The 19,522-nt window shown below is 69.8% G+C and carries 20 protein-coding genes; 16 read left to right on the top strand and 4 right to left on the bottom strand.

Going from position 1 to position 19,522, the window contains the following annotated elements:
• Position 1 precedes the first annotated feature (1 nt).
• The gene (locus B5F23_RS02920) at positions 2–463 is read right to left on the bottom strand and encodes a universal stress protein (RefSeq protein ID WP_087351640.1); all 462 of its coding nucleotides are present in this window, start codon (positions 461–463) and stop codon (positions 2–4) included.
• Between the two features lie 199 nt (positions 464–662).
• Between B5F23_RS02920 and B5F23_RS02915 the strand changes: the two genes are divergently transcribed.
• From B5F23_RS02915 to B5F23_RS02850, 14 genes are all read left to right on the top strand, one after another.
• Positions 663–1,604, top strand: coding sequence for an undecaprenyl-diphosphate phosphatase (locus tag B5F23_RS02915; protein ID WP_087351638.1), 942 nt, complete (start codon positions 663–665; stop codon positions 1,602–1,604).
• Between the two features lie 11 nt (positions 1,605–1,615).
• Positions 1,616–3,076, top strand: coding sequence for a D-alanyl-D-alanine carboxypeptidase family protein (locus B5F23_RS02910; protein WP_087351636.1), 1,461 nt, complete (start codon positions 1,616–1,618; stop codon positions 3,074–3,076).
• A 1-nt stretch (position 3,077) separates the two neighbouring features.
• Positions 3,078–3,524 (top strand): low molecular weight protein-tyrosine-phosphatase, encoded by a 447-nt coding sequence (locus B5F23_RS02905; protein WP_087351634.1) that lies wholly within the window; start codon positions 3,078–3,080, stop codon positions 3,522–3,524.
• Positions 3,525–3,551: 27 nt separating this feature from the next.
• Positions 3,552–4,577, top strand: a complete 1,026-nt coding sequence (locus B5F23_RS02900; RefSeq protein WP_087351631.1) for an alpha/beta hydrolase — start codon at positions 3,552–3,554, stop codon at positions 4,575–4,577.
• Positions 4,578–5,223: 646 nt separating this feature from the next.
• Positions 5,224–5,658, top strand: coding sequence for a PTS sugar transporter subunit IIA (locus tag B5F23_RS02895; protein ID WP_087351628.1), 435 nt, complete (start codon positions 5,224–5,226; stop codon positions 5,656–5,658).
• 71 nt (positions 5,659–5,729) lie between these two features.
• Positions 5,730–6,227 carry a PTS system mannose/fructose/N-acetylgalactosamine-transporter subunit IIB gene (locus tag B5F23_RS02890; RefSeq protein ID WP_087351625.1) on the top strand — a complete coding sequence of 166 codons (498 nt, stop codon included), beginning with the start codon at positions 5,730–5,732 and terminating at the stop codon, positions 6,225–6,227.
• A gap of 154 nt (positions 6,228–6,381) precedes the next feature.
• Positions 6,382–7,239: a PTS mannose/fructose/sorbose/N-acetylgalactosamine transporter subunit IIC gene (locus tag B5F23_RS02885; RefSeq protein ID WP_087351622.1), complete on the top strand. Its 858-nt coding sequence runs from the start codon at positions 6,382–6,384 to the stop codon at positions 7,237–7,239.
• Positions 7,239–8,093 (top strand): PTS system mannose/fructose/sorbose family transporter subunit IID, encoded by an 855-nt coding sequence (locus B5F23_RS02880; protein WP_087351620.1) that lies wholly within the window; start codon positions 7,239–7,241, stop codon positions 8,091–8,093. Before B5F23_RS02885 ends, B5F23_RS02880 begins: the two co-directional genes overlap by 1 nt.
• 94 nt (positions 8,094–8,187) lie before the next feature.
• Entirely contained in the window at positions 8,188–8,526 is a 339-nt protein-coding gene (locus B5F23_RS02875) for a hypothetical protein (protein WP_087351617.1), read from the top strand.
• A 6-nt stretch (positions 8,527–8,532) separates the two neighbouring features.
• Positions 8,533–10,287, top strand: a complete 1,755-nt coding sequence (locus tag B5F23_RS02870) for a class I mannose-6-phosphate isomerase (RefSeq protein ID WP_087351614.1) — start codon at positions 8,533–8,535, stop codon at positions 10,285–10,287.
• Entirely contained in the window at positions 10,287–11,132 is an 846-nt protein-coding gene (locus B5F23_RS02865; RefSeq protein ID WP_087351612.1) for a Cof-type HAD-IIB family hydrolase, read from the top strand. The genes B5F23_RS02870 and B5F23_RS02865 overlap by 1 nt, the downstream gene beginning before the upstream one ends.
• Positions 11,133–11,286: 154 nt before the next feature.
• Positions 11,287–11,739, top strand: a complete 453-nt coding sequence (locus tag B5F23_RS02860; protein WP_087351609.1) for a MarR family winged helix-turn-helix transcriptional regulator — start codon at positions 11,287–11,289, stop codon at positions 11,737–11,739.
• 162 nt (positions 11,740–11,901) lie between these two features.
• Positions 11,902–14,400: an ATP-dependent helicase gene (locus B5F23_RS02855; protein WP_087351607.1), complete on the top strand. Its 2,499-nt coding sequence runs from the start codon at positions 11,902–11,904 to the stop codon at positions 14,398–14,400.
• Between the two features lie 9 nt (positions 14,401–14,409).
• The gene (locus B5F23_RS02850) at positions 14,410–15,177 is read left to right on the top strand and encodes a mechanosensitive ion channel family protein (RefSeq protein WP_087351604.1); all 768 of its coding nucleotides are present in this window, start codon (positions 14,410–14,412) and stop codon (positions 15,175–15,177) included.
• Between the two features lie 110 nt (positions 15,178–15,287).
• On the opposite strand, the gene B5F23_RS02845 is transcribed toward B5F23_RS02850, so the two are convergent.
• The gene (locus tag B5F23_RS02845) at positions 15,288–16,520 is read right to left on the bottom strand and encodes a hypothetical protein (RefSeq protein ID WP_087351601.1); all 1,233 of its coding nucleotides are present in this window, start codon (positions 16,518–16,520) and stop codon (positions 15,288–15,290) included.
• Positions 16,517–17,026 carry an RNA polymerase sigma factor gene (locus tag B5F23_RS02840; RefSeq protein ID WP_087351598.1) on the bottom strand — a complete coding sequence of 170 codons (510 nt, stop codon included), beginning with the start codon at positions 17,024–17,026 and terminating at the stop codon, positions 16,517–16,519. The genes B5F23_RS02845 and B5F23_RS02840 overlap by 4 nt, the downstream gene beginning before the upstream one ends.
• Positions 17,027–17,159: 133 nt before the next feature.
• Between B5F23_RS02840 and B5F23_RS02835 the strand changes: the two genes are divergently transcribed.
• Both B5F23_RS02835 and B5F23_RS02830 read left to right on the top strand, forming a co-directional pair.
• A complete protein-coding gene (locus B5F23_RS02835) occupies positions 17,160–17,654 on the top strand; it encodes an S-ribosylhomocysteine lyase (RefSeq protein ID WP_087351594.1) in 495 nt (164 codons plus the stop codon).
• A 184-nt stretch (positions 17,655–17,838) separates the two neighbouring features.
• Positions 17,839–18,540: a 5'-methylthioadenosine/adenosylhomocysteine nucleosidase gene (locus B5F23_RS02830; RefSeq protein WP_087351590.1), complete on the top strand. Its 702-nt coding sequence runs from the start codon at positions 17,839–17,841 to the stop codon at positions 18,538–18,540.
• Between the two features lie 36 nt (positions 18,541–18,576).
• On the opposite strand, the gene B5F23_RS02825 is transcribed toward B5F23_RS02830, so the two are convergent.
• Positions 18,577–19,449, bottom strand: a complete 873-nt coding sequence (locus B5F23_RS02825; protein ID WP_087351587.1) for a DegV family protein — start codon at positions 19,447–19,449, stop codon at positions 18,577–18,579.
• Positions 19,450–19,522: the final 73 nt, after the last annotated feature.

Below are 19,522 nucleotides of genomic sequence, written 5' to 3'. Positions count from 1 at the left end.
GCTACTTGATGATGAGCGTGTCGCAGTCGGTGTTGCGCGTGAGGAACGTGGAGATGGAGCCGAGGATGGCGTACTTGATGGAGGAGAGCCCGCGGGCGCCGCAGATCACGAGGTCGGGCTCGATGACGTCGAGCATCTCGTCCTTGAGGGTCTCGCGGATCCGCCCGGCGCGCACGAGCACCTCGACCTTGGGGATGTCCGGGTCGGCCTCGGCGTCCGCCACCCTGTCCGCGATGGACTCCCGGAAGGTCCGCTCGAGCGTGGGGACGATGTCGACCGGGTAGGTGCCCGCCGCCTCGAGCGCGGTGGAGTCGATGACGTGGCCGATGTAGAGCTCGGCGTTGTCGTTGGCGGCCATGACGATCGCGCGGTCGAGCACCTTGCCCTGCTCGTCCGAGCCGTCGAGGGAGACGAAGATCTTGTCGTAGCCGAGGTCTTGGTAGGAGGTTGTGGTTTCGGCCATGGGAACTCCCTTCACGTTGGTCCGCGTGCCGGCCTGCGCCGCGGGTTGGCTCTCTTATGCCCCAAGCGCCGCCCGCCCGGCGGACTTCTCGCCAAACGGCGTAGTTTTTCGGTGGGGGAGAGGGCCTCGCGCGCCCGCGCGCCGCGCCGCCGCGCGATGATATGACGGCCTGCGGCAACTCGAGGGGGAGGAAGGTCTCGTGGACGTAGTCGAGCTCGTCAAGGCGGCGGTCTTTGGTGTGGTCGAGGGGATCACCGAGTGGCTGCCCATCTCGTCGACCGGGCACATGCTGCTGCTCAACCAGTTCCTCACGATGGACGTGTCGGATGACTTCTGGAACATGTTCCTCGTGGTGATCCAGCTCGGCGCCATTCTCGCCGTGTGCGTGATGTTCTTCCACCAGCTGAACCCCTTCTCGCCGAGCAAGAGCGCGGCCGAGAAGCGCGCCACCTGGACGCTGTGGGCCAAGACGATCGTGGCGTGCCTGCCGGCCGCCGTGATCGGCATCCCGCTCAACGACTGGATGGAGGAGAACCTCGGCAGCCCGTTCGTCATCGCCGCCGCGCTGATCGTCTACGGCGTCGCCTTCATCGCGATCGAGACCGTGCGCGAGCGCCGCGTCGAGAGCGTGGTTGCCGTCGACGCGCCGCGCACCTCCCAGAAGGGCGGCAAGCACTTCGCCATGGCCTCTCCGGCCGAGCCGCCCACCCGCTCCGAGCTCGCCGACGCCGGCGCGCGCGTCAAGACCCTCGAGGAGCTCGACTGGAAGACGGCCATCGGCATCGGCGCCTTCCAGGTGCTCTCCATGGTGCCGGGCACCTCGCGCTCCGGCTCCACGATCATCGGCGGCCTGCTGCTGGGCTGCTCGCGCACCGCCGTGGCCGAGTTCACCTTCTTCCTCGCCATCCCCGTGATGTTCGGCGCGAGCGCCCTGCGCCTCGTCAAGTTCTTCCTCGCGGGCAACGCGCTCACGGGCGTGGAGGCGGCGATCCTGGGCGTGGGCTGCGTGGTCGCCTTCGTCGTCTCGCTCGTGGTGATACGCTTCCTGATGGACTTCGTGCGCCGTCACGACTTCAAGCCGTTCGGCTGGTACCGCATCGTGCTCGGCGTCGCGGTCATCGTCTGGTTCGCGCTCAACTAGGGGGCATCGACATGAGAAGAACGGTGACGGCCCGTCCCCTGCTCGCCTCGCTCGCGCTCGCCGCGTTGCTCGCCGGCGGCGCCCTGACGCTGGCGACGCCGGTCGCGGCGCTCGCCGACGACGGCTCCGCCGCGGCGGACGCCTCCTACTCGGCGAGCGTGCCCCCCGAGCTCTCCAGCCCCGCCGCGTTTCTGGTAGACCCCGTCACCGGTACGGTCCTTCTCGAGAAGAACGCGGACGAGCAGCGCGAGCCGGCCTCCACGACCAAGGTCATGACCGCGCTCGTGGTGCTCGAGAACGCCGACCTCGACGACCAGGTCACGGTCGAGGCGTCCGACTTCGACGAGGTCACCGCCGACAGCTCGGTGGCGGGCCTCGTCGCCGGCGAGACGCTCAGCGTGCGCGACCTTCTCGCCTGCCTGCTGCTGCCCTCGGGCAACGACGCGTCCTACGTGCTCGCGCGCTACGTCGCCGGCGACTGGCAGAGCTTCGTGGCCATGATGAACGAGAAGGCGGCCGAGCTGGGGTGCACGGGCACGCACTTCGCCAACCCCTGCGGCCTGCCCGACGACGCCCACTACACCACGGCGCGCGACCTTGCCACGATCTTCTCGGCCGCCGCCGAGCACCCGGAGTTCGTCGAGATCGCGGGGTCGGCCACCTGGGACCTCCCCGCGACGAGCGGCAACCCTGCACGCACGCTGCGCACCACCGACCTGCTCGTCGACCCCGAGAGCCCGGTCTACATGGACGGCGTGGTCACGGCCGGCAAGACCGGCTACACCGGCGACGCCGGGAAGTGCCTCGTGGTGGGCGCCGAGAAGGACGGGATGAGCCTCGTGGGCGTGGTGCTCGGCGCGTCCGACGCCGCCGACGCCTCCGGCGTGACCGAGAACTTCTACGACATGCGCACGATGCTCGACTGGGGCTTCGGGGCGTGGGAGTACGGCGAGGTCGTGAGCGCCGGCGACGTGCTGCTCGCCGCCGACGTGACGCTCTCGACTGACGGCGAGGCCGTCGACGCGCAGTCCGCGGGCGCGGTCGTGGCCACGGTCCCGCGCGGGACCACGCTCGCCGACCTCACGCTCGTCCCCGCCTGGGAGGGCACCGAGGAGGGCACGGACTCCTTCCAGGCGCCGCTCGAGCAGGGGGATGCGCTCGGCACCGTCGCGGTCTCCCTGGACGGGCGCGAGCTCGGCAGCGTGGGCGTTGTCGCGGCGCGCGCGATGGGCCTGTCGATCCCCGCCTTCGTGATGTGGTGGCTCTCCGACCCGGTGCACGCGGCGATCGCGGTGGCCTGCGTCGTGCTCGTCTTTGTGGCGATCGGCGTGACGTCGAGCCTGCTGCGGCGCCGGGGCGGGAGGCCGCACTACGAGATGGCCGTGGGGCAGCGCCGCTCCGTGGCGCCCGGCGTGCGCTCCCAGCGCCTCAGCATGCCCGACGAGCGCCGCGGCCGGCACCGCAGGAGGTAGCATGCCCCGCATCCTGTTCGTATGCCACGGCAACATCTGCCGCTCGACGATGGCCCAGTTCGTGATGGCCGATCTCGTGCGCCGCGCCGGCCGCGCCGACGAGTTCGTCATAGACTCGGCGGCGACCAGCTCCGAGGAGCTCGGCAACCCTCCGCACCACGGCACCGTGGCCAAGCTGCGCGAGAAGGGCGTGCCGGTGGGCAGCCACCGTGCCCGCCAGGTCCGCCGCGACGAGTACGGCGACTGGGACCACATCGTCTACATGGACGCGGAGAACGCCTGGGGCCTCTCGCGCATCCTGCGGGGGGACCCGGACGGCAAGGTGAGCCGCCTGCTCGACTGGACTGGGCGCCCGGGAGACGTGGCCGACCCCTGGTACACCGGGGACTTCGAGGCCACGTGGCGCGACGTGCTCGCCGGCTGCGAGGCGCTGCTCGCCGCGCTGTAGGTCGCGGTCGACGCGGAAGGAGCGCACATGGGCGACAAGAGCGGTCTTCGGGCACTGGCGCGCGCGTGCGCGGGCCTGGGGGCCACCGTGGTCGTGGGCAGGCTGCTGCCGGCGGTGCTCGGCCCGCAGCGAGACCTCGGCTCCGAGGAGCTGGGCCCTTACCTGGGCGGGGGCGGCGACGCGCGCGTGCGCGAGATGTCGCCGGGGCTCTCCGCGCACGAGGGCGAGCTCATCGAGTGGGACCGCGCCGAGGAGGCCGACCGCACCTGGCGCTGGCTCCACGGGCTGCCGACCGCCGTCGAGGACGTCTTTGCGACCTCGGACGACGGGACCCGCCTCGCCGGGCACGTGCTCGCGTGCCGCCCGGACTCCCCGCGCTGGCTCGTCTTCGTGCACGGCTTCCACGACAACTGGCGCGCAGGCCTCACCTACGCCCGACGCTTCGCCGAGGCCGGGTACAACCTGCTCTTCTGCGACCTTCGCGCGCACGGCGCGAGCGGGGGCGACTGGGTCGGGTGCGGCTGGCTCGACCGCCGGGACCTCGTGGCGTGGGCCCGCTGGGTCGTGGGCCGGGCGGGGGAGGGCGCGCGCGTGGCGCTCATGGGCATCTCGATGGGGGCGGCGTCGTGCCTCATGGCCTGCGGCGAGAAGGACCTGCCGCCGCAGGTCTTCGCCTGCGTCGCGGACTCGGGGTACTCCGACTTCTGGCGCGTCGCGGAGAACGTGGCGGAGTCCGGCTCGCTCGGCACGCCCCCCGTCGCGGCGCACCCGCTGCTCGACGTGGCGCGCCGCCGCCTCCTGCGCTCGCCCGGCGGCTACGACCTGCGCCTCGCGCGCCCGGTGGAGGCGATCGCCCGCTCGCGCGTGCCGGTCCTGCTGCTTCACGGCGAGCTCGACCGCGTGGTGCCGCCCTCCATGGCCCGCGAGCTCGCGGGCGCGGGGACGGGACACGAGCTGCACCTCTTTCCGGGCGCCGGCCACTGCTGCTCCGTCTTTGCCGACCCGGGCCGCTACTGGGACGGCGTGCTGGGCTTTCTGGGGCGCTGGGCGTAGGGGCGCCGGTGCGGGGATCGGGTTCTTCTCGCTTGGCAAATCCCGCTTGTATGGGCGCTGCGGCCGAGGGAGGCCCCCGGACGCGTCGGCATGTCGGCCGCGGGGCTCATACGGGCGGCGATTCCTGTGCGGCGAGACGGGAGAATCTGCAACGGCAGAGAGTTCCTATGCATCCTCCAGCGAAGCGAGCGGCTGAGAGCATCCCGGGGCAAAACCCGCGCGCACTTCTATGCGCGCCGGTGCGGCATTTCGCAACGCGAGAGAATAGTTAATCGCGCGCCCGAACGAGGTGGCCGTGCCCGCCCGAGGAGCCGCATCCGACCAAAGGGGGCCGCGCCCGCCCGCGGTGGCCGCGCCCGCCCGACGGCGGCCCCGTCGTCCGCTTGCCGCACCGTTTTTCTCGCCCAGGGCGGCCGCTCGGGTGCCACGGCCGAGAAAAGGTGCAGGTCGAGAGCGCTTCTCGCTGATTATTGCCACTCGAAATAGCTGTCAAAAAGAATAGTTGCTACCGTTAACCGAAGAATAGTTACCGCTGACAACCATCTGATTGTGTCGTTAATAGTTAATAAAGACAATCAGTTTCAGCGAAAACCTCTGACAGCGCGTCGCCCCATGCCGCGACGCGCGCCACGGGAAGGAAGGAATCATGCGGTATCTGCTCCTGGTCAGTCACGGAACCTTTGCGCCCGGCCTGCACAGCGTGCTCGACATGCTCGTGGGAAAGCGGGACGACATCCTGAGCTGCAGCCTGCGCGACGGCGAGGGCGCCGACGAGTACGTCTCCGAGCTCGAGGGCGTCATCTCGCCGATCACGTCCGACGACCGCGTGCTCGTCCTCGGCGACATCATCGGCGGGTCCCCGCTCACCAACGCGCTCAACACCCTCGCAGCGCACGGCCTTCTTGCCTGCGCCCGCGCCTTCGGTGGCGCGAGCCTGCCGATGGCGCTCACGGCGGCGATGGACCTGCAGTCCGCAGACGAGGACGCCCTGTGCTCTTCGATGCTCTCGGAGGGGCAGGCGGCGATGAGCGAGATGGCCCTCGACCTTGGCTCCGCCGAGGACGACGACGAGGACCTCTAGGACCGCTTCGCACGGCACGGACGGCGGGTGCGCCCGCCGAAAGACAAGCACTCCGACGAGAGGAGAAGAACATGGCTGTTTCGTTTGTTCGCATCGACGACCGCATGATCCACGGTCAGACCGTCACCCGCTGGGCGCTCGAGTATCCCTGCGACGGCATCATTGCCGTGAACGACGCCGCGGCGTCCAACCCCGTGCTCAAGAGCGCCTACAAGAGCGCGGCTCCCGACAAGAAGACCTTCGTCTGGACAATGGAGCACTTCAAGGAGAAGGCCCAGACCGTCCGCGACTCGAAGACCCGCTACTTCCTCATCACCAAGAACCCCGTCGACATGGCCGAGATCCTCGTGAACTTTGGCTTTGTGCCGGACGACGTCAAGACCGTCATCGTCGGCCCCTGCAACGACCGTCCCGGCACCACCAAGATCGGCAACAACCAGTCCATCACCCAGGAGGAGGCGGAGGCTCTCGAGGCGATCTCCAAGAAGGGCTATGTCGTCGACTTCCGCCTGATCCCCGACAAGGAGACGGGAACCTGGGACAAGTTCCGCGGCCAGTTTGGCTTCTAGGGATCGGACCCGCGCCTGACGGGCGGGCCCTGCCCATCCGTCAGGCCACCCACGTTGCTTCTGCGACGGCAGACCCGGGAGCCGTCGCGTCTGGCAAGCAAGAGTCCCCTGGGGGCAACCCCCATGGGGCACCACTCACGGAAAGGTGGTACGTATGGTAATCAATGTGTTCCAGGCGGCGCTGCTCGGCCTGTTCGCCTGCCTGGCGTCGATGCCCGGCCTCGGCGGCACGTCCATCGGCAACTACACGCTCGGGCGCCCGCTCGTCGCCGGTCTCGTCGTCGGCATCATCCTCGGCGACATGACCCTCGGCATCATCGTGGGCATGGCCATCCAGGTGGTCTACATCGCGCTCGTCACCCCGGGCGGCACCGTCTCCGCGGACGTCCGAGCGGCCTGCTACATCGGCATCCCGCTGGCCATGATGGCCGTCAAGGCACAGGGCCTCGACCCGAGCAGCGCCGACGCCGCCGCCCTGGCCACGACCCTCGGTGCCACCTGCGGCACCCTGGGCGCCATCCTGTTCTACGGCACCGCCACGATCAACCTCGCCTGGCAGGGCATGGGCTGGAAGTGGCTCGAGAAGGGCGACACCCACAAGCTCTATCTCGTGGACATGGTCCTTCCCTGGATCTCCCACATCGTCTGCTCCTTCATCCCTACGTTCGTCATCGTCTACTTTGGCCAGGACATGGTGAGCTTCATCATGAACAGCCTGCCCATGGACGGCCTGCCCATGAAGACCCTCTTTGCGCTGGGCTCGCTGCTTCCCTGCGTCGGTATCGCGATCCTTCTCAAGCAGGTCATCTCCAAGCCCACCGACTTCCTGACGTTCTTCTTCGGCTTCACGCTCGCCGCCGTCATGGGCTGCAACCTCATCGCCTGCTCCGCCATCGCCTGCTTCTTTGCGCTCATCAACTTCCAGATCTCCACGCTCAAGAACCGTCCCGTCGCGGCCGCTGCCTCCGGTGAGCTCACCGCCGCCGACGACGAGGAAGAGGAGGACATCTAATGGCTGAGAACACCGTCACCGCCAAGGGCGGCAGGAAGGTCTCCAAGAGGGCGCTTGCCAAGTCCTTCCGCAACTGGTACTACGGCAACCTCACGTGCTTCTCGCAGGAGCACATGCAGACCTTCGGCTACCTGGTCTCCATGCTGCCGATCGTCGAGGACCTCTACGACAAGAAGGAGGATCAGCAGCGCGCGCTCACCACGTACTCCGCCTTCTTCAACACCGAGCCGCAGATCGGCGCCATGATCGTCGGCGTGACCGTCGGCCTCGAGGAGGCGCGCGCCAACGGCGAGGCGATCGACGACGAGACCATCAACGGCATTCGCGCCGGCCTCATGGGACCGCTGGCCGGCATCGGAGACTCGCTGATCGTCGGAACGCTCATCCCGATCCTGCTCGGCATCGCCATGGGCCTCTCCGAGGGCGGAAGCCCGCTCGGTGCGATCTTCTACATCGTGGTGTGGAACCTGCTCGCCTACTTTGGCATGCGCCTGGCCTACTACCGCGGCTACGACCTGGGCGGCGCCGCCGTCGAGGCGCTCGTCGGACCCAACGCCACCGCGCTTCGCGACTCCATCGTCATGATCGGCACCATGGTCATCGGCGCCGTCTGCGCGACGTGGGTCTCCATCACCACCTCGCTCTCCCTGCCCGGCGGCGGCACGCTCCAGGGCACGCTCGACGGCATCTACCCCAAGCTGCTGCCGCTCGGCTTCACCATCCTGTGCTGGTGGCTCATGACCAAGAAGAAGGTGAGCCCCATCGTCACGATGCTCATCCTGCTCGTGATCGCCCTGCTCGGCGCCGCCGTGGGCTTCTTCGGCGCCGCCACGATCGCGGCCCCGACCGCCTAGTCACGTCCGTACCGAACCACTCGAATACCTCCTTCTGCCCGGGCCGCCATCTCCCCTGCGCGGCCCGGGCTACCTGCCTTAGAGAGGACAGACCATGGCTCTTGACACCTCAGGCTGGACCCGCGCGGACCTCGTTCGCGAGGCCAAGCTCCAGACCGATGCCATCCAGCGGCTGAACGTGTGGCTGCGCATCGGCTACTCGCTGCTCGCCCTGGGCTTCATCGTGGGGTACTGGGGCTTCTACGGCGGTGGCGGCGCGGGGTTTGGCGCGCTCGGGGTGGCGCTGCTCGCCGTAGGCGCCGCGATCTCGGTCGTCCTCAAGGTGGGGACCACCAACGCCAAGCGCAACGTGAGGGCGATCCTTGACGCCGCCGGCGTGAACCTCGACGCGCGGGGCGACGGCGAGGGCGCGAAGAAGGGCGAGGGGAGGTAGGGGACGGTGGCCGGGCGCTACGACAGGTTCCCAACGCTGAGGGTCCCGGGGCACGAGGTCCTTCTCGGCTACGAGGCGCTCGTGGGCGCGCTCGCGCGGCGCGTGGGTGCGCTTCGCCTATCGGGCGCGGACCGCGTGGTCGTGGCGTGCGACTCCTATCCGGGGGTCCGCGACGACGAGGTCCTGGAGGCGCTCGCGCGCCTGCGGCCCGAGGTCCTCGTCGACACCCGCGAGCTCTTTCCCGAGCCCGATGAGCTCACGCGGCGCATGGAGCCCTTCCTCACCGACGACCGCGTCTTCGGGCGCATGTGCTTCGGCGAGCTCGAGGACTTCATGGACGCCGGATCGCTCGCCTCGGCGCGCGAGCGTGTGGGAGGGGCGCGCGGGCTCGTCGTCGTGTGCGGGTTTGGCGCGGCGCTCGTGCACCCGGGAGACGTGCTCGTCTACTGCGACGTGACGCGCTGGGAGATCCAGCTTCGCTACCGCGCGGGAATGCCCAACTACCGCTGCGACAACGGCGGGGACGACCCGCTGCGCAAGTTCAAGCGCGGCTACTTCGTGGAGTGGCGCCTCGCGGACCGCCACAAGGCGCGTCTGCTCGGCCGGGCTGACTTTGTCGTGGACACCATCGACGCCGGGTCGCCGCGCGCCGTCGCGGGGCCTGCGCTGGCCGAGGCCCTGGACGTGGCGTCGAGCCGACCGTTTCGCACGGTGCCCTACTTTGACCCGGGCGTCTGGGGAGGGCAGTGGATGCGCGAGAGGTTCGACCTGCCCGACGGGGCGCCCAACTACGCGTGGTCGTTCGACGGCGTGCCCGAGGAGAACGCGCTGGCCCTGGCCTTTGACAACGCGGTGGTGCGCGTGCCGGCGATGGACCTCACGCTCCTGCGCCCCCTTCCCCTGCTGGGCGAGGGGGTCTACGCGCGCTACGGGGCGGAGTTCCCCATTCGCTTTGACCTGCTGGACACCATGGGAGGGCAGAACCTGAGCCTGCAGGTCCACCCCACGACCGACTACATCAGGCGCGCCTTCGGCATGGCCTACACCCAGGACGAGAGCTACTACGTCCTTGACGCCGAGCAGGGTGCCTGCGTCTACCTCGGGCTGAGGGAGGGCGTCGACCCCGGGGAGATGATGGCGGCCCTCGAGCGGGCGAATGCGGGCGGCGAGCCCTTTGACGCGGAGCGCTACGTGAACCGCCTCCCCGCGCGGCCCCACGACCACTTCCTCATCCCCGCCGGCACCGTGCACTGCTCCGGCGCGGGGACCATGGTGCTCGAGGTGAGCGCCACGCCCTACATCTTCACGTTCAAGCTCTGGGACTGGGGACGCACGGGCCTGGACGGCCGCCCGCGCCCGGTGCACCTGGAGCACGGCGGGCGGGTCATCCGCTGGGACCGCGACGAGGGGTGGGTGCGGCGCAACCTGGTCGGCCGGGCGCGCGAGGTAGACGAGCCGTGCGGCGCGGCGCGGGTGGAGCGCACGGGCCTGCACGAGCTCGAGCCGCTCGAGACGCGCCGCTACACGATCGGGCCCGGCGCGCGCGTCCTTCTCGACACGCGCGGCACGGTGAGCGTGCTCAACCTGGTCGCGGGCGACGAGGTGGTCGTGGGGAGCCCCGCGGGGGCCTTCGAGCCCATGGCGGTGCACCGCGTGGAGACCTTCGTCGCACCCGCCGCGACCGGGCGCTTCACGGTGGAAAACGTCGGCGGATCGGATGCCGTGCTCGTCCGGGCGCACGTGCGCGGGACGGAGGGGTGATGGAGATGGAGCGCATCTTGACGGAGAGCGAGAAGGACGTGCGCGGCCTGCCGTCGGCCGTGTTCACCGACGTGGACGGGACGCTGCTCGACGGCTCGCACCGCGTGACGCCGCGCACCGCCGCAGCCGCCCGCGCGCTCGCCGAGCGCGGCGTGCCGCTCGTGCTCGTGTCGGCGCGCATGCCCGAGGCGCTCTCGGAAATCCAGGCGCAGCTGGGCCGTCCCGGCCCGGTGGTGTGCTACAGCGGCGCATACGTGCTCGACTCCGCAGGCGCCGAGCTGCTGAGCTGCCCCATCGCGCTCGGCTGCGCGCTCGAGGTGCGCGACTACGTCGCCTGCGACGCGCCCGACGTGTGCTGCATGGCCTACGGCTACCACAGCTGGGTGACGTCGGACCGCAGCGACCCCCGCGTCGTCCGCGAGGAGCGAATCGTGGGCGTGCGGTCGGTCGAGGGCAGGCTCGAGGACCACTTCTCGGAGCGCGGGCTTCACAAGTTCCTGCTCGTGGGCGAGCCCGACGCCATCGCGCGCGCCGAGCGCGAGGTGGGGGCGGCCTTTCCCTCGCTTGCGGTGGTGCGCTCGTCGGCGACCCTGTGCGAGGTGATGAGCGGGGAGGCGAGCAAGACCAGGGGGGTTCGCGCGGTCTGCGAGCACCTCGGCATCTCGCAGCGAGACGCTGCGGCGTTCGGCGACGGGGGAAACGACGTCGACATGCTCAGGGCCGTCCCGCAGAGCTGGGCGATGGCCAACGCTCCCGCCGAGGTGCGCGCCGCGGCCGCGCACGTGACGGCGCTCGACAACGACCATGACGGCTTTGCCGGGACGATCTTCTCGCTTCTTGGCTGAGGCGGCGCCGCATCGAGAGAAGTTTTTCCGGTGATGCTCGGGGGGTGACGCTGTGGACGGCGCGCAAAATGTTGCTACCATTAGCATTCTGTCGGATGTCGGGGCGGGGGGCTGGAACCCCGCGAGCTCGCTGGAAAGGACGAGTCGCGCGGCGATGGACTACGAGGACGCAGCGAAAAAGCTCATCATGTACTCGAGGGGCGTTGCCAAGGGCTCGATTGGCACGGCGTACGGCATGTCGATGGGGGAGGACCCGGTTCTGGAGTACCTCTCTCGTCAGGACGGCGGGATGAACCCGTCCGACCTGGCCGAGAGGCTCGGCTACACGCGCCCGCGCATGACGCGGATCTTGGACTCGCTCGAGGCCAAGGGCTACGTTCGTCGCGTCCCCGACGAGCAGGACCGGCGCCGCGTGATCGTCTACTGCACCGAGAAGGGTCACAGCCGCGCGCACGACCACAGCTCGAGCGGCGTCTCGAGCCTGGCCGCGACGCTGCAGAAGATGGGCGAGCACGATGCCCGCGAGCTGCTCCGAGGCCTTGAGGTCGCCTACAGTCTCACCTACGACAAGGACATCACCATCGGCGACTCCGACGAGGGGAAGTAGCGCCGCGCGCAGCCGGCGTGACGGGCAGGCGACGGCCATAGCCCGCCCGACGGCGCCCTCCGCCCGGCCCCTTGTGTTCTTCTTTCCGCACGAGCATTTCTGTCCGGTCGTGCGGCTACACTCGTATGGCACAAGTTCTGCCGAGAAGAACCTGGGAGTCACATGACCTACGACCAGCAGACCCTCTTTGCCGGCGCCGCGTCCGCCGCCCCGACCATCGACCTCGCCGGGCTCAACCCCGCACAGCGCGAGGCGGCCGAGTGCACCCGCGGGCCGCTCCTGGTGCTCGCGGGCGCTGGGTCGGGCAAGACGCGCGTGCTCACGTACCGCATCGCCCACATGATCGCTGACGAGGGCGTACGCCCGTGGCAGGTGCTCGCCATCACCTTCACCAACAAGGCCGCCGCCGAGATGCGCGAGCGCCTCGAGGCCCTGCTGCCGGGCGGCACGCGCGGCATGTGGGTCTGCACGTTCCACGCCATGTGCGTGCGCATGCTGCGCGAGGACCCGGAGCTCGCCGGGTACCGCCCCAACTTCACGATCTACGACGACGACGACTCGCGCCGCCTGGTCAAGAGCATCATGGCGGACCTGGACATCGACTCCAAGCAGTTCCCGCTCAACAGCGTGCGCGCCAAGATCTCCGCGGCCAAGAACGCGCTCGTGGGCCCCGAGGAGCTGGAGAGCTCGTCCAACCCGGCCGACCGGGCCGCGGGGCGGGTGTACCGCGCGCTGGACACGCGCCTCGCCAAGGCGAACGCCCTGGACTTCGACGACCTTCTCGTCAAGACCTTCGAGCTGCTGAGCCGCCACCCCGAGGTCCTGGAGCGCTACCAGGACCGCTTCCGCCAGATCAGCGTGGACGAGTACCAGGACACCAACCACGTCCAGTACGCGATCACCAACCTTCTGGCCGCGCGCTACCGCAACCTCATGGTCGTGGGCGACGACGACCAGTCCATCTACAGCTGGCGTGGCGCGGACATCCAGAACATCCTCGACTTCGAGAAGGACTACCCCGACGCCCGCGTGGTGCGCCTCGAGCAGAACTACCGCAGCACCGGCCACATCCTGGCCGCCGCCAATGCCGTGGTTGCAAACAACGCGCGCCGCAAGCCCAAGCGCCTGTTCACCGACGCCGGAGACGGCGAGAAGATTCGCGTGTTCCAGGCCTCCGACGAGCGCGACGAGGGCCGCTGGATCGGCTCGGAGATCGAGAAGCTCCACGACGGCGGCACGAGCTACGACGACATGGCCGTCTTCTACCGCACCAACGCGCAGTCGCGCATCCTCGAGGACATGTTCCTGCGCGCGGGCGTGCCGTACAAGATCGTGGGCGGCACGCGCTTCTTCGACCGCGCCGAGGTCCGCGACGTGATGGCCTACCTCAAGCTCGTGGTGAACCCGGACGACGACGTGGCGGCCCTGCGCGTGGTCAACACGCCGCGCCGCGGCATTGGCACCACCTCGATCAACAAGATCCGCCAGCTCGCGGCCGACGAGGGCATCTCGTTCTTCTCGGCGTGCGAGATGGCGGTGGCCGAGAGCGGGCTTCTGGGCGCCAAGGTGCGCTCGGCGCTCGCGGAGTTCACGGGCGCGATCGAGGCGGGGCGCCACTTCACCGGCGAGCTTGCCGACGTGGTGGACGCCATCGTGGACCGCTCCGGCCTCATCCGCGCGCTCGAGGCCGAGCACAGCGTGGAGGCGGACGGCCGCATCGAGAACATCAAGGAGTTCATGGGCGTCGCGGCCGAGTTCGACGAGACGCACGACGCCGTGGAGACGCTCGAGAGCCTGGAGCAGCTGCGCCGCGCCGGGGCGCTCGATGCTGGAGGGCCCGGGGAGACGTTCCCAGCGGGCGACTTCGCGCAGCGAGCGAGCGAAGCGAGCGCTGAGCCCGTCGGGAACGTCTCCCCGGGCCCGTCGGCGTTTAGGCCGCCGGTGGCGTCGGAGAAGCTGCCGGCGCTCATCGAGTGGCTGGCGCTGAGGTCCGACCTCGACGCGCTTGCGGGGCAGACGCACGCGGTGACGATGATGACGATTCACTCGGCCAAGGGCCTGGAGTTTCCGGTGGTCTTCGTGGCCGGCATGGAGGAGGGCATCTTCCCGCACACCTCCTACGAGGGCGACCCGTCCGCGGTGGAGGAGGAGCGTCGCCTGGCCTACGTGGCGATCACGCGCGCCCGCAAGAAGCTCTACCTCACGCACGCCACCACGCGTCGCACCTTCGGCTCCGTGCAGGCCAACCCGCCGAGCCGCTTCCTGAACGAGATTCCGGCCGCCGACGTGCAGCGCGTGGGCGTGGGCTCCTCGGGCTTTGCCGGGGTTGGCTGGGAGAAGCGCGGCGACCGCCACGGCACCTTCGGCAGCGGGCGCGGCTCCGAGGTCTACGGGGGCAACGTCTTCGGGTCGCGCACGCGCTCGACGGGAGGTTCTTCTCGCCCCACCGCGGCGCCGCGCGTCGCGCCGGCCGGGCCCCGTCCCGACGCCGCCCGTGCCGCCGCGTCCTTCTCGCCGGGTGACCAGGTCTCGCACAAGACCTTTGGCCCGGGCGTGGTGATCGCCGCCTCCGTCGACACGATCGAGGTCCGCTTCACGCGGACGGGCAAGACGAAGAAGCTGCTCAAGGGCTTCGCGCCCATCGTGAAGATCGAGGGATAAGAGGACGGCATGGACATCTTCGGGCTTCAGGTAAGCGTCGGGGCGCTCGTGGGCAAGGCGGTCATGCTGGCCGTGGCCGTCGTGGCAGCCCTGGTGGTCCAGCGCGTGGTGGTACGCCTGATGCGCCGCGCGCTGGACGCCTCGAGCCTGCCGAGCGCCTCCATCTTCATCAACATCGTGCGCGTGCTCATCTGGGCGCTCGCGCTGCTCAGCGTGGTCGAGCCCGTCTTCGGCTTCAAGCCCGACGCCATCATCACCGGGCTCGGCGTGGTGTCGCTGGCCGTCTCCCTGGGCATGCAGGACACGATCTCCAACCTCGTGAGCGGCATCAGCATCATGCTCAGCAAGGCCGTCCAGCCCGGCGACCAGGTGACCGTGGCCGGCGTGACCGGCGAGGTGACCGACGTCAGCTGGCGCTCCACCACGGTGCGCACGCGCGGCGGCGCGGTGCAGGTGATCCCCAACTCCGTGCTCAGCTCCACGGCGCTCACTCACGTGACGGACTGGACGGTCGGGTGCTGCACGGTGCCTCTGGTGGTGGTGCCGGGCGCCGACCTCGACGCTGTCGAGGCCGAGGTCCGCGACGTCGTCTTGCGCGTCCTGGAGGGCCAGCTCGACCCGGCCTTCGAGACCGGCGTGATCTTCACGGCCTTCACGGCCTACGGCGCCCAGGGCGAGGTCCAGATCCACGTGCTGCCCGGCGTGATCTTCTCGGCTGCCCAGGACGCGGTGGTCCGCGCGCTCACCGGCCGCGACTGGCTGGCAAACGCGCTGTAGGGTGTAGGAGCCAACCGACAGTCTTGCGGCCCAAAGTGTCGCCGTGCGCCTACGGTTCCGCAAAGTAGGCACGCGGCGACGTTTTTCTCGCCCAAGGTGTCGCTTTGCGCCTACGCCCCCGTGACGTCCTCGATCACGAAGATCGGCGCGGACAGGCGCGGGTCGGCCGCCGCCTGCTCGTCGGTGGGGGTGGGCAGGTCGGTCCACGGGAGCCGTTCGCTGCGCGCCCGCTCGACGCCTGCGTTGCCGTCGAGCTCGCAGAGCGCGTCAAAGCGGTCGGCGAGCGTCTGCTCGTAGCCGTCCGCCAGCGCGATGCGGTAGGCGCACGTGGTCGTGGAGCCGTCGGCAAACGTCACCTCCGCCACGAGGCGCGCCTCGGCGAGCTGGCTGGCCGCCAGCTCGAAGCCCGTGACGTAGATGTCGCGCAGCCACGCGTAGAACGTGGCGTCGTCCGCGGCGATGGCATTGAAGGAGTCGAGATACGCCTGGTGGAGAGCCTCTCGCTCGGGCATGACCTCGGCGGCGAGGGCCCGTGCGCGCTCGCGGAACTCCTCGACCGTCTCTCCCTCGGCCGGACCGTCCTCGGTGCCGGGGATGGGGAGCACGACGGCGTCGAGCCACGCCTTCATGAGCTGGAGCGTGGGATCGCTCTCCCAGATGCCGTCCCCTCCATCCACGCCGATGAAGTTCGAGACGTCTTCGGTGGGCTGGTAGTCGCTCGTGCCCTCGCGTTGCGCGTAGTCCACGGTGATGGAGTCGCATGCGTTTATGACGAACATGTCGTGGGTCTGCCCCCGCCCGACTTCTGGGTTGCCGGAGTCATAGCTCTCGTAGACGGGCTGGACGGAGCCCTGCGCCAGCGTCACCGCCGGATACTCCGTCTGGGGATCGTGCACGCTCGGGTTCTCTATGGTTAGGACGGGGCTTCCCTCCACGCGGTACGTGACCGAGCCGATGCCCGCGCCCGTTGCGCCGAGGTTGAGCTTGAGGTGAAAGGACGGTCGCGTGTCGTTCTCGTAGGGCATGAGACCGTCCGGCCCCGAGGTCACGGCGACGGCACCCTCGTCCTCGGTCGCCCGCGCGATGGCAAGCCCAAAGGAGTTGTCGTCCGACGTCGGGCTGAGAAGCGCCGGCAGCCCCAGCGCCAGCCCCGCCATCACGGCGCATCCCGCCGCCCCCGCAAGCGCCACGCGGCGCGTCACGAACGGCCCGCCCGTCGCCGCCCCGGCCTCCTGGGCGGCCCTCAGCTCGTGCACGCGGGAGATGACCCTACCGTTGAGCTCGTCGGTGGGCTCGACCCCCGCAAAGAGGCGGTCCATCTGCTCCAGGTTCTTCTCGCTCATCTTGTACCTCCCAGGTAGGTTCTCAGCTTCCGAGTCGCGCGCGAGAGGCGCGTGCGCACGGCCGACTCGCTGATGCCGCACGCCGCGGCGATCTTGTCCGCCGGCAGCTGCTCAACGTAGCGCAGGTGGACGACGGCCCGGTAGCGCTCCGGCAGGCGCTGGACCGCGGCCCAGAGCTCTGCGGGGGCAATGGCTGTCCCCTCATCCGAATCGTCCTGCGCGACCTCGAGCGCGAGCGCGTCAAACGACTGCGCGTGCCTGTGCCACCAGGAGCGCGCGAGGTCGTGGCAGCGGTTCGTGGTGGAGCGCAGCAGCCACGCCCGCAGGTGGTCGTCATCGGCGAAGTCCGTCTCGCAGCACGCGAGCGCCACGAAGACGTCCTGGTAGACGTCCTCCGCGTCCGCCCGCGAGCCGGTCTGCGCAAGCGCCAGCCGCAGCACCACCGCTCCGTGGTCGCGCATCGCGCGCCGCAGGAACGCGTCGTCTCTCACCACCCGTCGCACCATCGCCGCCCCTCTCGTCTCTCTCGGGCCCTCACCTAGGACACGGGGCCGCCTCCAGTTTGTCCCATGTTTTTCTCGCCAGCGCCCGACCGGCTACACTAAACGGCGAGAAGAACCCGCGACCTGGGGAGGCCCCATGGACAAGATCGCCAGCTTCACCGTCAACCACCTCGCGCTCGAGCCGGGCGTCTACGTGAGCCGCGTGGACCGCGACCCGGCCACGGGCTCCGTCGTCACCACCTTTGACCTGCGCGTGACCGCGCCCAACCGCGAGCCGGTCATGGACACCGCGGCCGTCCACGCCATCGAGCACCTGGGCGCCACCTACCTGCGCAACGACCCCGCGTGGCGCGACCAGGTGCTCTACTTCGGCCCGATGGGCTGCCGCACGGGCTTCTACCTGCTGGTCTGGGGCGAGCGAACGTCCGCGGAGGTTGCGCCGCTCGTGCGCGCCTGCTTCGAGTTCGTCCGCGACTTCGAGGGCGAGGTCCCCGGCGCCGCGCCGCGCGACTGCGGCAACTGGCACGACTCCGACCTCGCGATGGCGCGCTGGTGGGCCCGCCGCTACGTGGCGGACACGCTGGCGGACATCGACGAGGCGCACCTGACGTACCCGACCGACGAGGCGTAGGCTGCCGGCGCTTCTCGCCGGGCGAGAAGAGCGTCCGGAAGGCGCACCTAACCAAGAGACGAGCAGGTTCCGGACGGTTTTCGGGTAGAAAACGTCCGGAAGCCGCACCTATTACGAAAGCGTGCAGGTTGTGGACGGTTTGGGGGCCCAAAGCGTCCGGAAGCCGCACCAAGGGAGGAACATCATGAAGATCGGCATCATCGGCGCGATGGACGTGGAGGTCGAGCTGCTGCGCGGGCGGCTCGCGGGCGCGCAGGCGCAGGCCGTGGCCGGCATGGACTTCTTCTCCGGCCGGCTCGGCGAGAAGGACGTGGTGGTCGTGAAGTGCGGGATCGGCAAGGTCAACGCCGGCATCTGCGCGCAGGTGCTCTGCGACCGCTTTGGCTGCACGCACCTTATCAACACCGGCATCGCCGGCTCGCTGGATGCCGGCGCGCTCGATATCGGCGACCTCGTGGTGGCCACCGACTGCGTGCAGCACGACTTTACCGTGGGCCCGCTCGGCTATGCGCCCGGGCTCATCCCCGGCCGGGAGCGCCCGGAGTTCGTGGCCGACGCCGGCCTGCGCGAGGCGGCGCTCGCTGCGGCGGCTGAGGTGGCGCCCGAGGTCCGCGCGCTGCCGGGCCGCGTGGCCTCCGGCGACCAGTTCATCTCCGCGGAGGGGGACCGCCGTCGCATCGTGGAGACCTTCGGCGGCCTGTGCTGCGAGATGGAGGGCGCGGCAATCGCCCAGGCGGCCACGCTCAACGGCGTGCCCTTCGTCGTGGTGCGCGCGATCTCCGACAAGCCCGGCACCGAGGGCCAGACCGGCGACTACGCCGCCTTCGAGCGCGCCGCCGCGCACCACTGCGCCAAGATCGTGGCCCGCATGGTGGAGAAGCTGTAGCGCCCGCGCCCGGGCGCGGGCTCAAACGCGCCGCCCCTAGCAGCCCATAACGGCGACGCCGGCCAGGCTCGGCCCGGTGTGCACGAGCAGGTCGGCGGAGATGCCGGAGCGCAGCACCTCGACGACCTCGCTCACCGCACCCACCTCGCGGCGCAGCTGCTCCTCGAGCCGCTCGAAGATGCCCTCGTCCTCGTAGCTGCAGATGGCGAGGCGCACCCGGTCGTGGGCGCGCGCCGCCTCCACGGCCAGGCGCACCTCCTCGTCGAGGGCGCGCTTCCAGCCGCGCGCCTTCTTGGCGACCACGTACTTGCCCGCCTCGTCGCAGGTGAAGACCGGCTTGATCCTGAGCACGCTGCCCAGGCGGTACTCGGCGTCGCCGATGCGGCCGCCCTTGTGCAGGAAGTCGAGGCTCTGCACCGAGAAGAACACGCGGGTCCTTCTCGCCACGCCCTCGAGGACGCTGCCGAGCGAGGAGAGCGGCATGCCCGCCTCGATCTGGCGCACGGCCTCCATCACGACGAGACCGGCCGCCACGCCGATGCTCTTGGTGTCGACCACCACGACGGGGAAGCCGTCGGCCTCCATCTGGCGCGCGACCATGCTCACGGTCTCGTAGGTTGCCGAGAGCCCCGAGGAGATGGCGACGAAGACCGCGCCGTCGTAGCCGTCGCGCCGGGCGCCCTCGAAGGTCTCCTGGATCCTGAGCGGCGAGGGCAGCGAGGTGCTCGGCACCTCCTCGGCAAAGCGGCCCACGAGCTGCTCGGGCGTGATGTCCACGCCCGACTCGAACGTGGAGCCGTCGGAGTAGTTGATGCGCAGCGGCACCACGCGCACGTCGTGGGCGGCGACGAACGCCTCGGGCGTGTCGGTTCCGGTGTCGGTGATGACGGCGATGCGCTGCTCGCTCATGGCTTCCCCCTCGTGACATGACGTCGCGTGTCGGCGGTATCATTGGGTTCAGACTATAGTGCTCTCACGTAGT

It is taken from the genome of Olsenella sp. An188 (assembly GCF_002160255.1).
Classification (GTDB): domain Bacteria; phylum Actinomycetota; class Coriobacteriia; order Coriobacteriales; family Atopobiaceae; genus Thermophilibacter; species Thermophilibacter avistercoris.
This window is presented reverse-complemented; position numbering and strand designations above follow the sequence as displayed.

Bases quoted from the DNA above. Each gene is read 5' to 3' on its own strand.
- B5F23_RS02885 (WP_087351622.1), top strand. From the start codon at position 6,382: ATGGTAATCAATGTGTTCCAGGCGGCGCTGCTCGGCCTGTTCGCCTGC.
- B5F23_RS02880 (WP_087351620.1), top strand. From the start codon at position 7,239: ATGGCTGAGAACACCGTCACCGCCAAGGGCGGCAGGAAGGTCTCCAAG.
- B5F23_RS02865 (WP_087351612.1), top strand. From the start codon at position 10,287: ATGGAGATGGAGCGCATCTTGACGGAGAGCGAGAAGGACGTGCGCGGC.
- B5F23_RS02825 (WP_087351587.1), bottom strand. From the start codon at position 19,449: ATGAGCGAGCAGCGCATCGCCGTCATCACCGACACCGGAACCGACACG.
- B5F23_RS02835 (WP_087351594.1), top strand. From the start codon at position 17,160: ATGGACAAGATCGCCAGCTTCACCGTCAACCACCTCGCGCTCGAGCCG.
- B5F23_RS02845 (WP_087351601.1), bottom strand. From the start codon at position 16,520: ATGAGCGAGAAGAACCTGGAGCAGATGGACCGCCTCTTTGCGGGGGTC.
- B5F23_RS02850 (WP_087351604.1), top strand. From the start codon at position 14,410: ATGGACATCTTCGGGCTTCAGGTAAGCGTCGGGGCGCTCGTGGGCAAG.
- B5F23_RS02895 (WP_087351628.1), top strand. From the start codon at position 5,224: ATGCGGTATCTGCTCCTGGTCAGTCACGGAACCTTTGCGCCCGGCCTG.
- B5F23_RS02900 (WP_087351631.1), top strand. From the start codon at position 3,552: ATGGGCGACAAGAGCGGTCTTCGGGCACTGGCGCGCGCGTGCGCGGGC.
- B5F23_RS02890 (WP_087351625.1), top strand. From the start codon at position 5,730: ATGGCTGTTTCGTTTGTTCGCATCGACGACCGCATGATCCACGGTCAG.
- B5F23_RS02855 (WP_087351607.1), top strand. From the start codon at position 11,902: ATGACCTACGACCAGCAGACCCTCTTTGCCGGCGCCGCGTCCGCCGCC.
- B5F23_RS02905 (WP_087351634.1), top strand. From the start codon at position 3,078: ATGCCCCGCATCCTGTTCGTATGCCACGGCAACATCTGCCGCTCGACG.
- B5F23_RS02840 (WP_087351598.1), bottom strand. From the start codon at position 17,026: ATGGTGCGACGGGTGGTGAGAGACGACGCGTTCCTGCGGCGCGCGATG.
- B5F23_RS02920 (WP_087351640.1), bottom strand. From the start codon at position 463: ATGGCCGAAACCACAACCTCCTACCAAGACCTCGGCTACGACAAGATC.
- B5F23_RS02910 (WP_087351636.1), top strand. From the start codon at position 1,616: ATGAGAAGAACGGTGACGGCCCGTCCCCTGCTCGCCTCGCTCGCGCTC.
- B5F23_RS02860 (WP_087351609.1), top strand. From the start codon at position 11,287: ATGGACTACGAGGACGCAGCGAAAAAGCTCATCATGTACTCGAGGGGC.
- B5F23_RS02875 (WP_087351617.1), top strand. From the start codon at position 8,188: ATGGCTCTTGACACCTCAGGCTGGACCCGCGCGGACCTCGTTCGCGAG.
- B5F23_RS02830 (WP_087351590.1), top strand. From the start codon at position 17,839: ATGAAGATCGGCATCATCGGCGCGATGGACGTGGAGGTCGAGCTGCTG.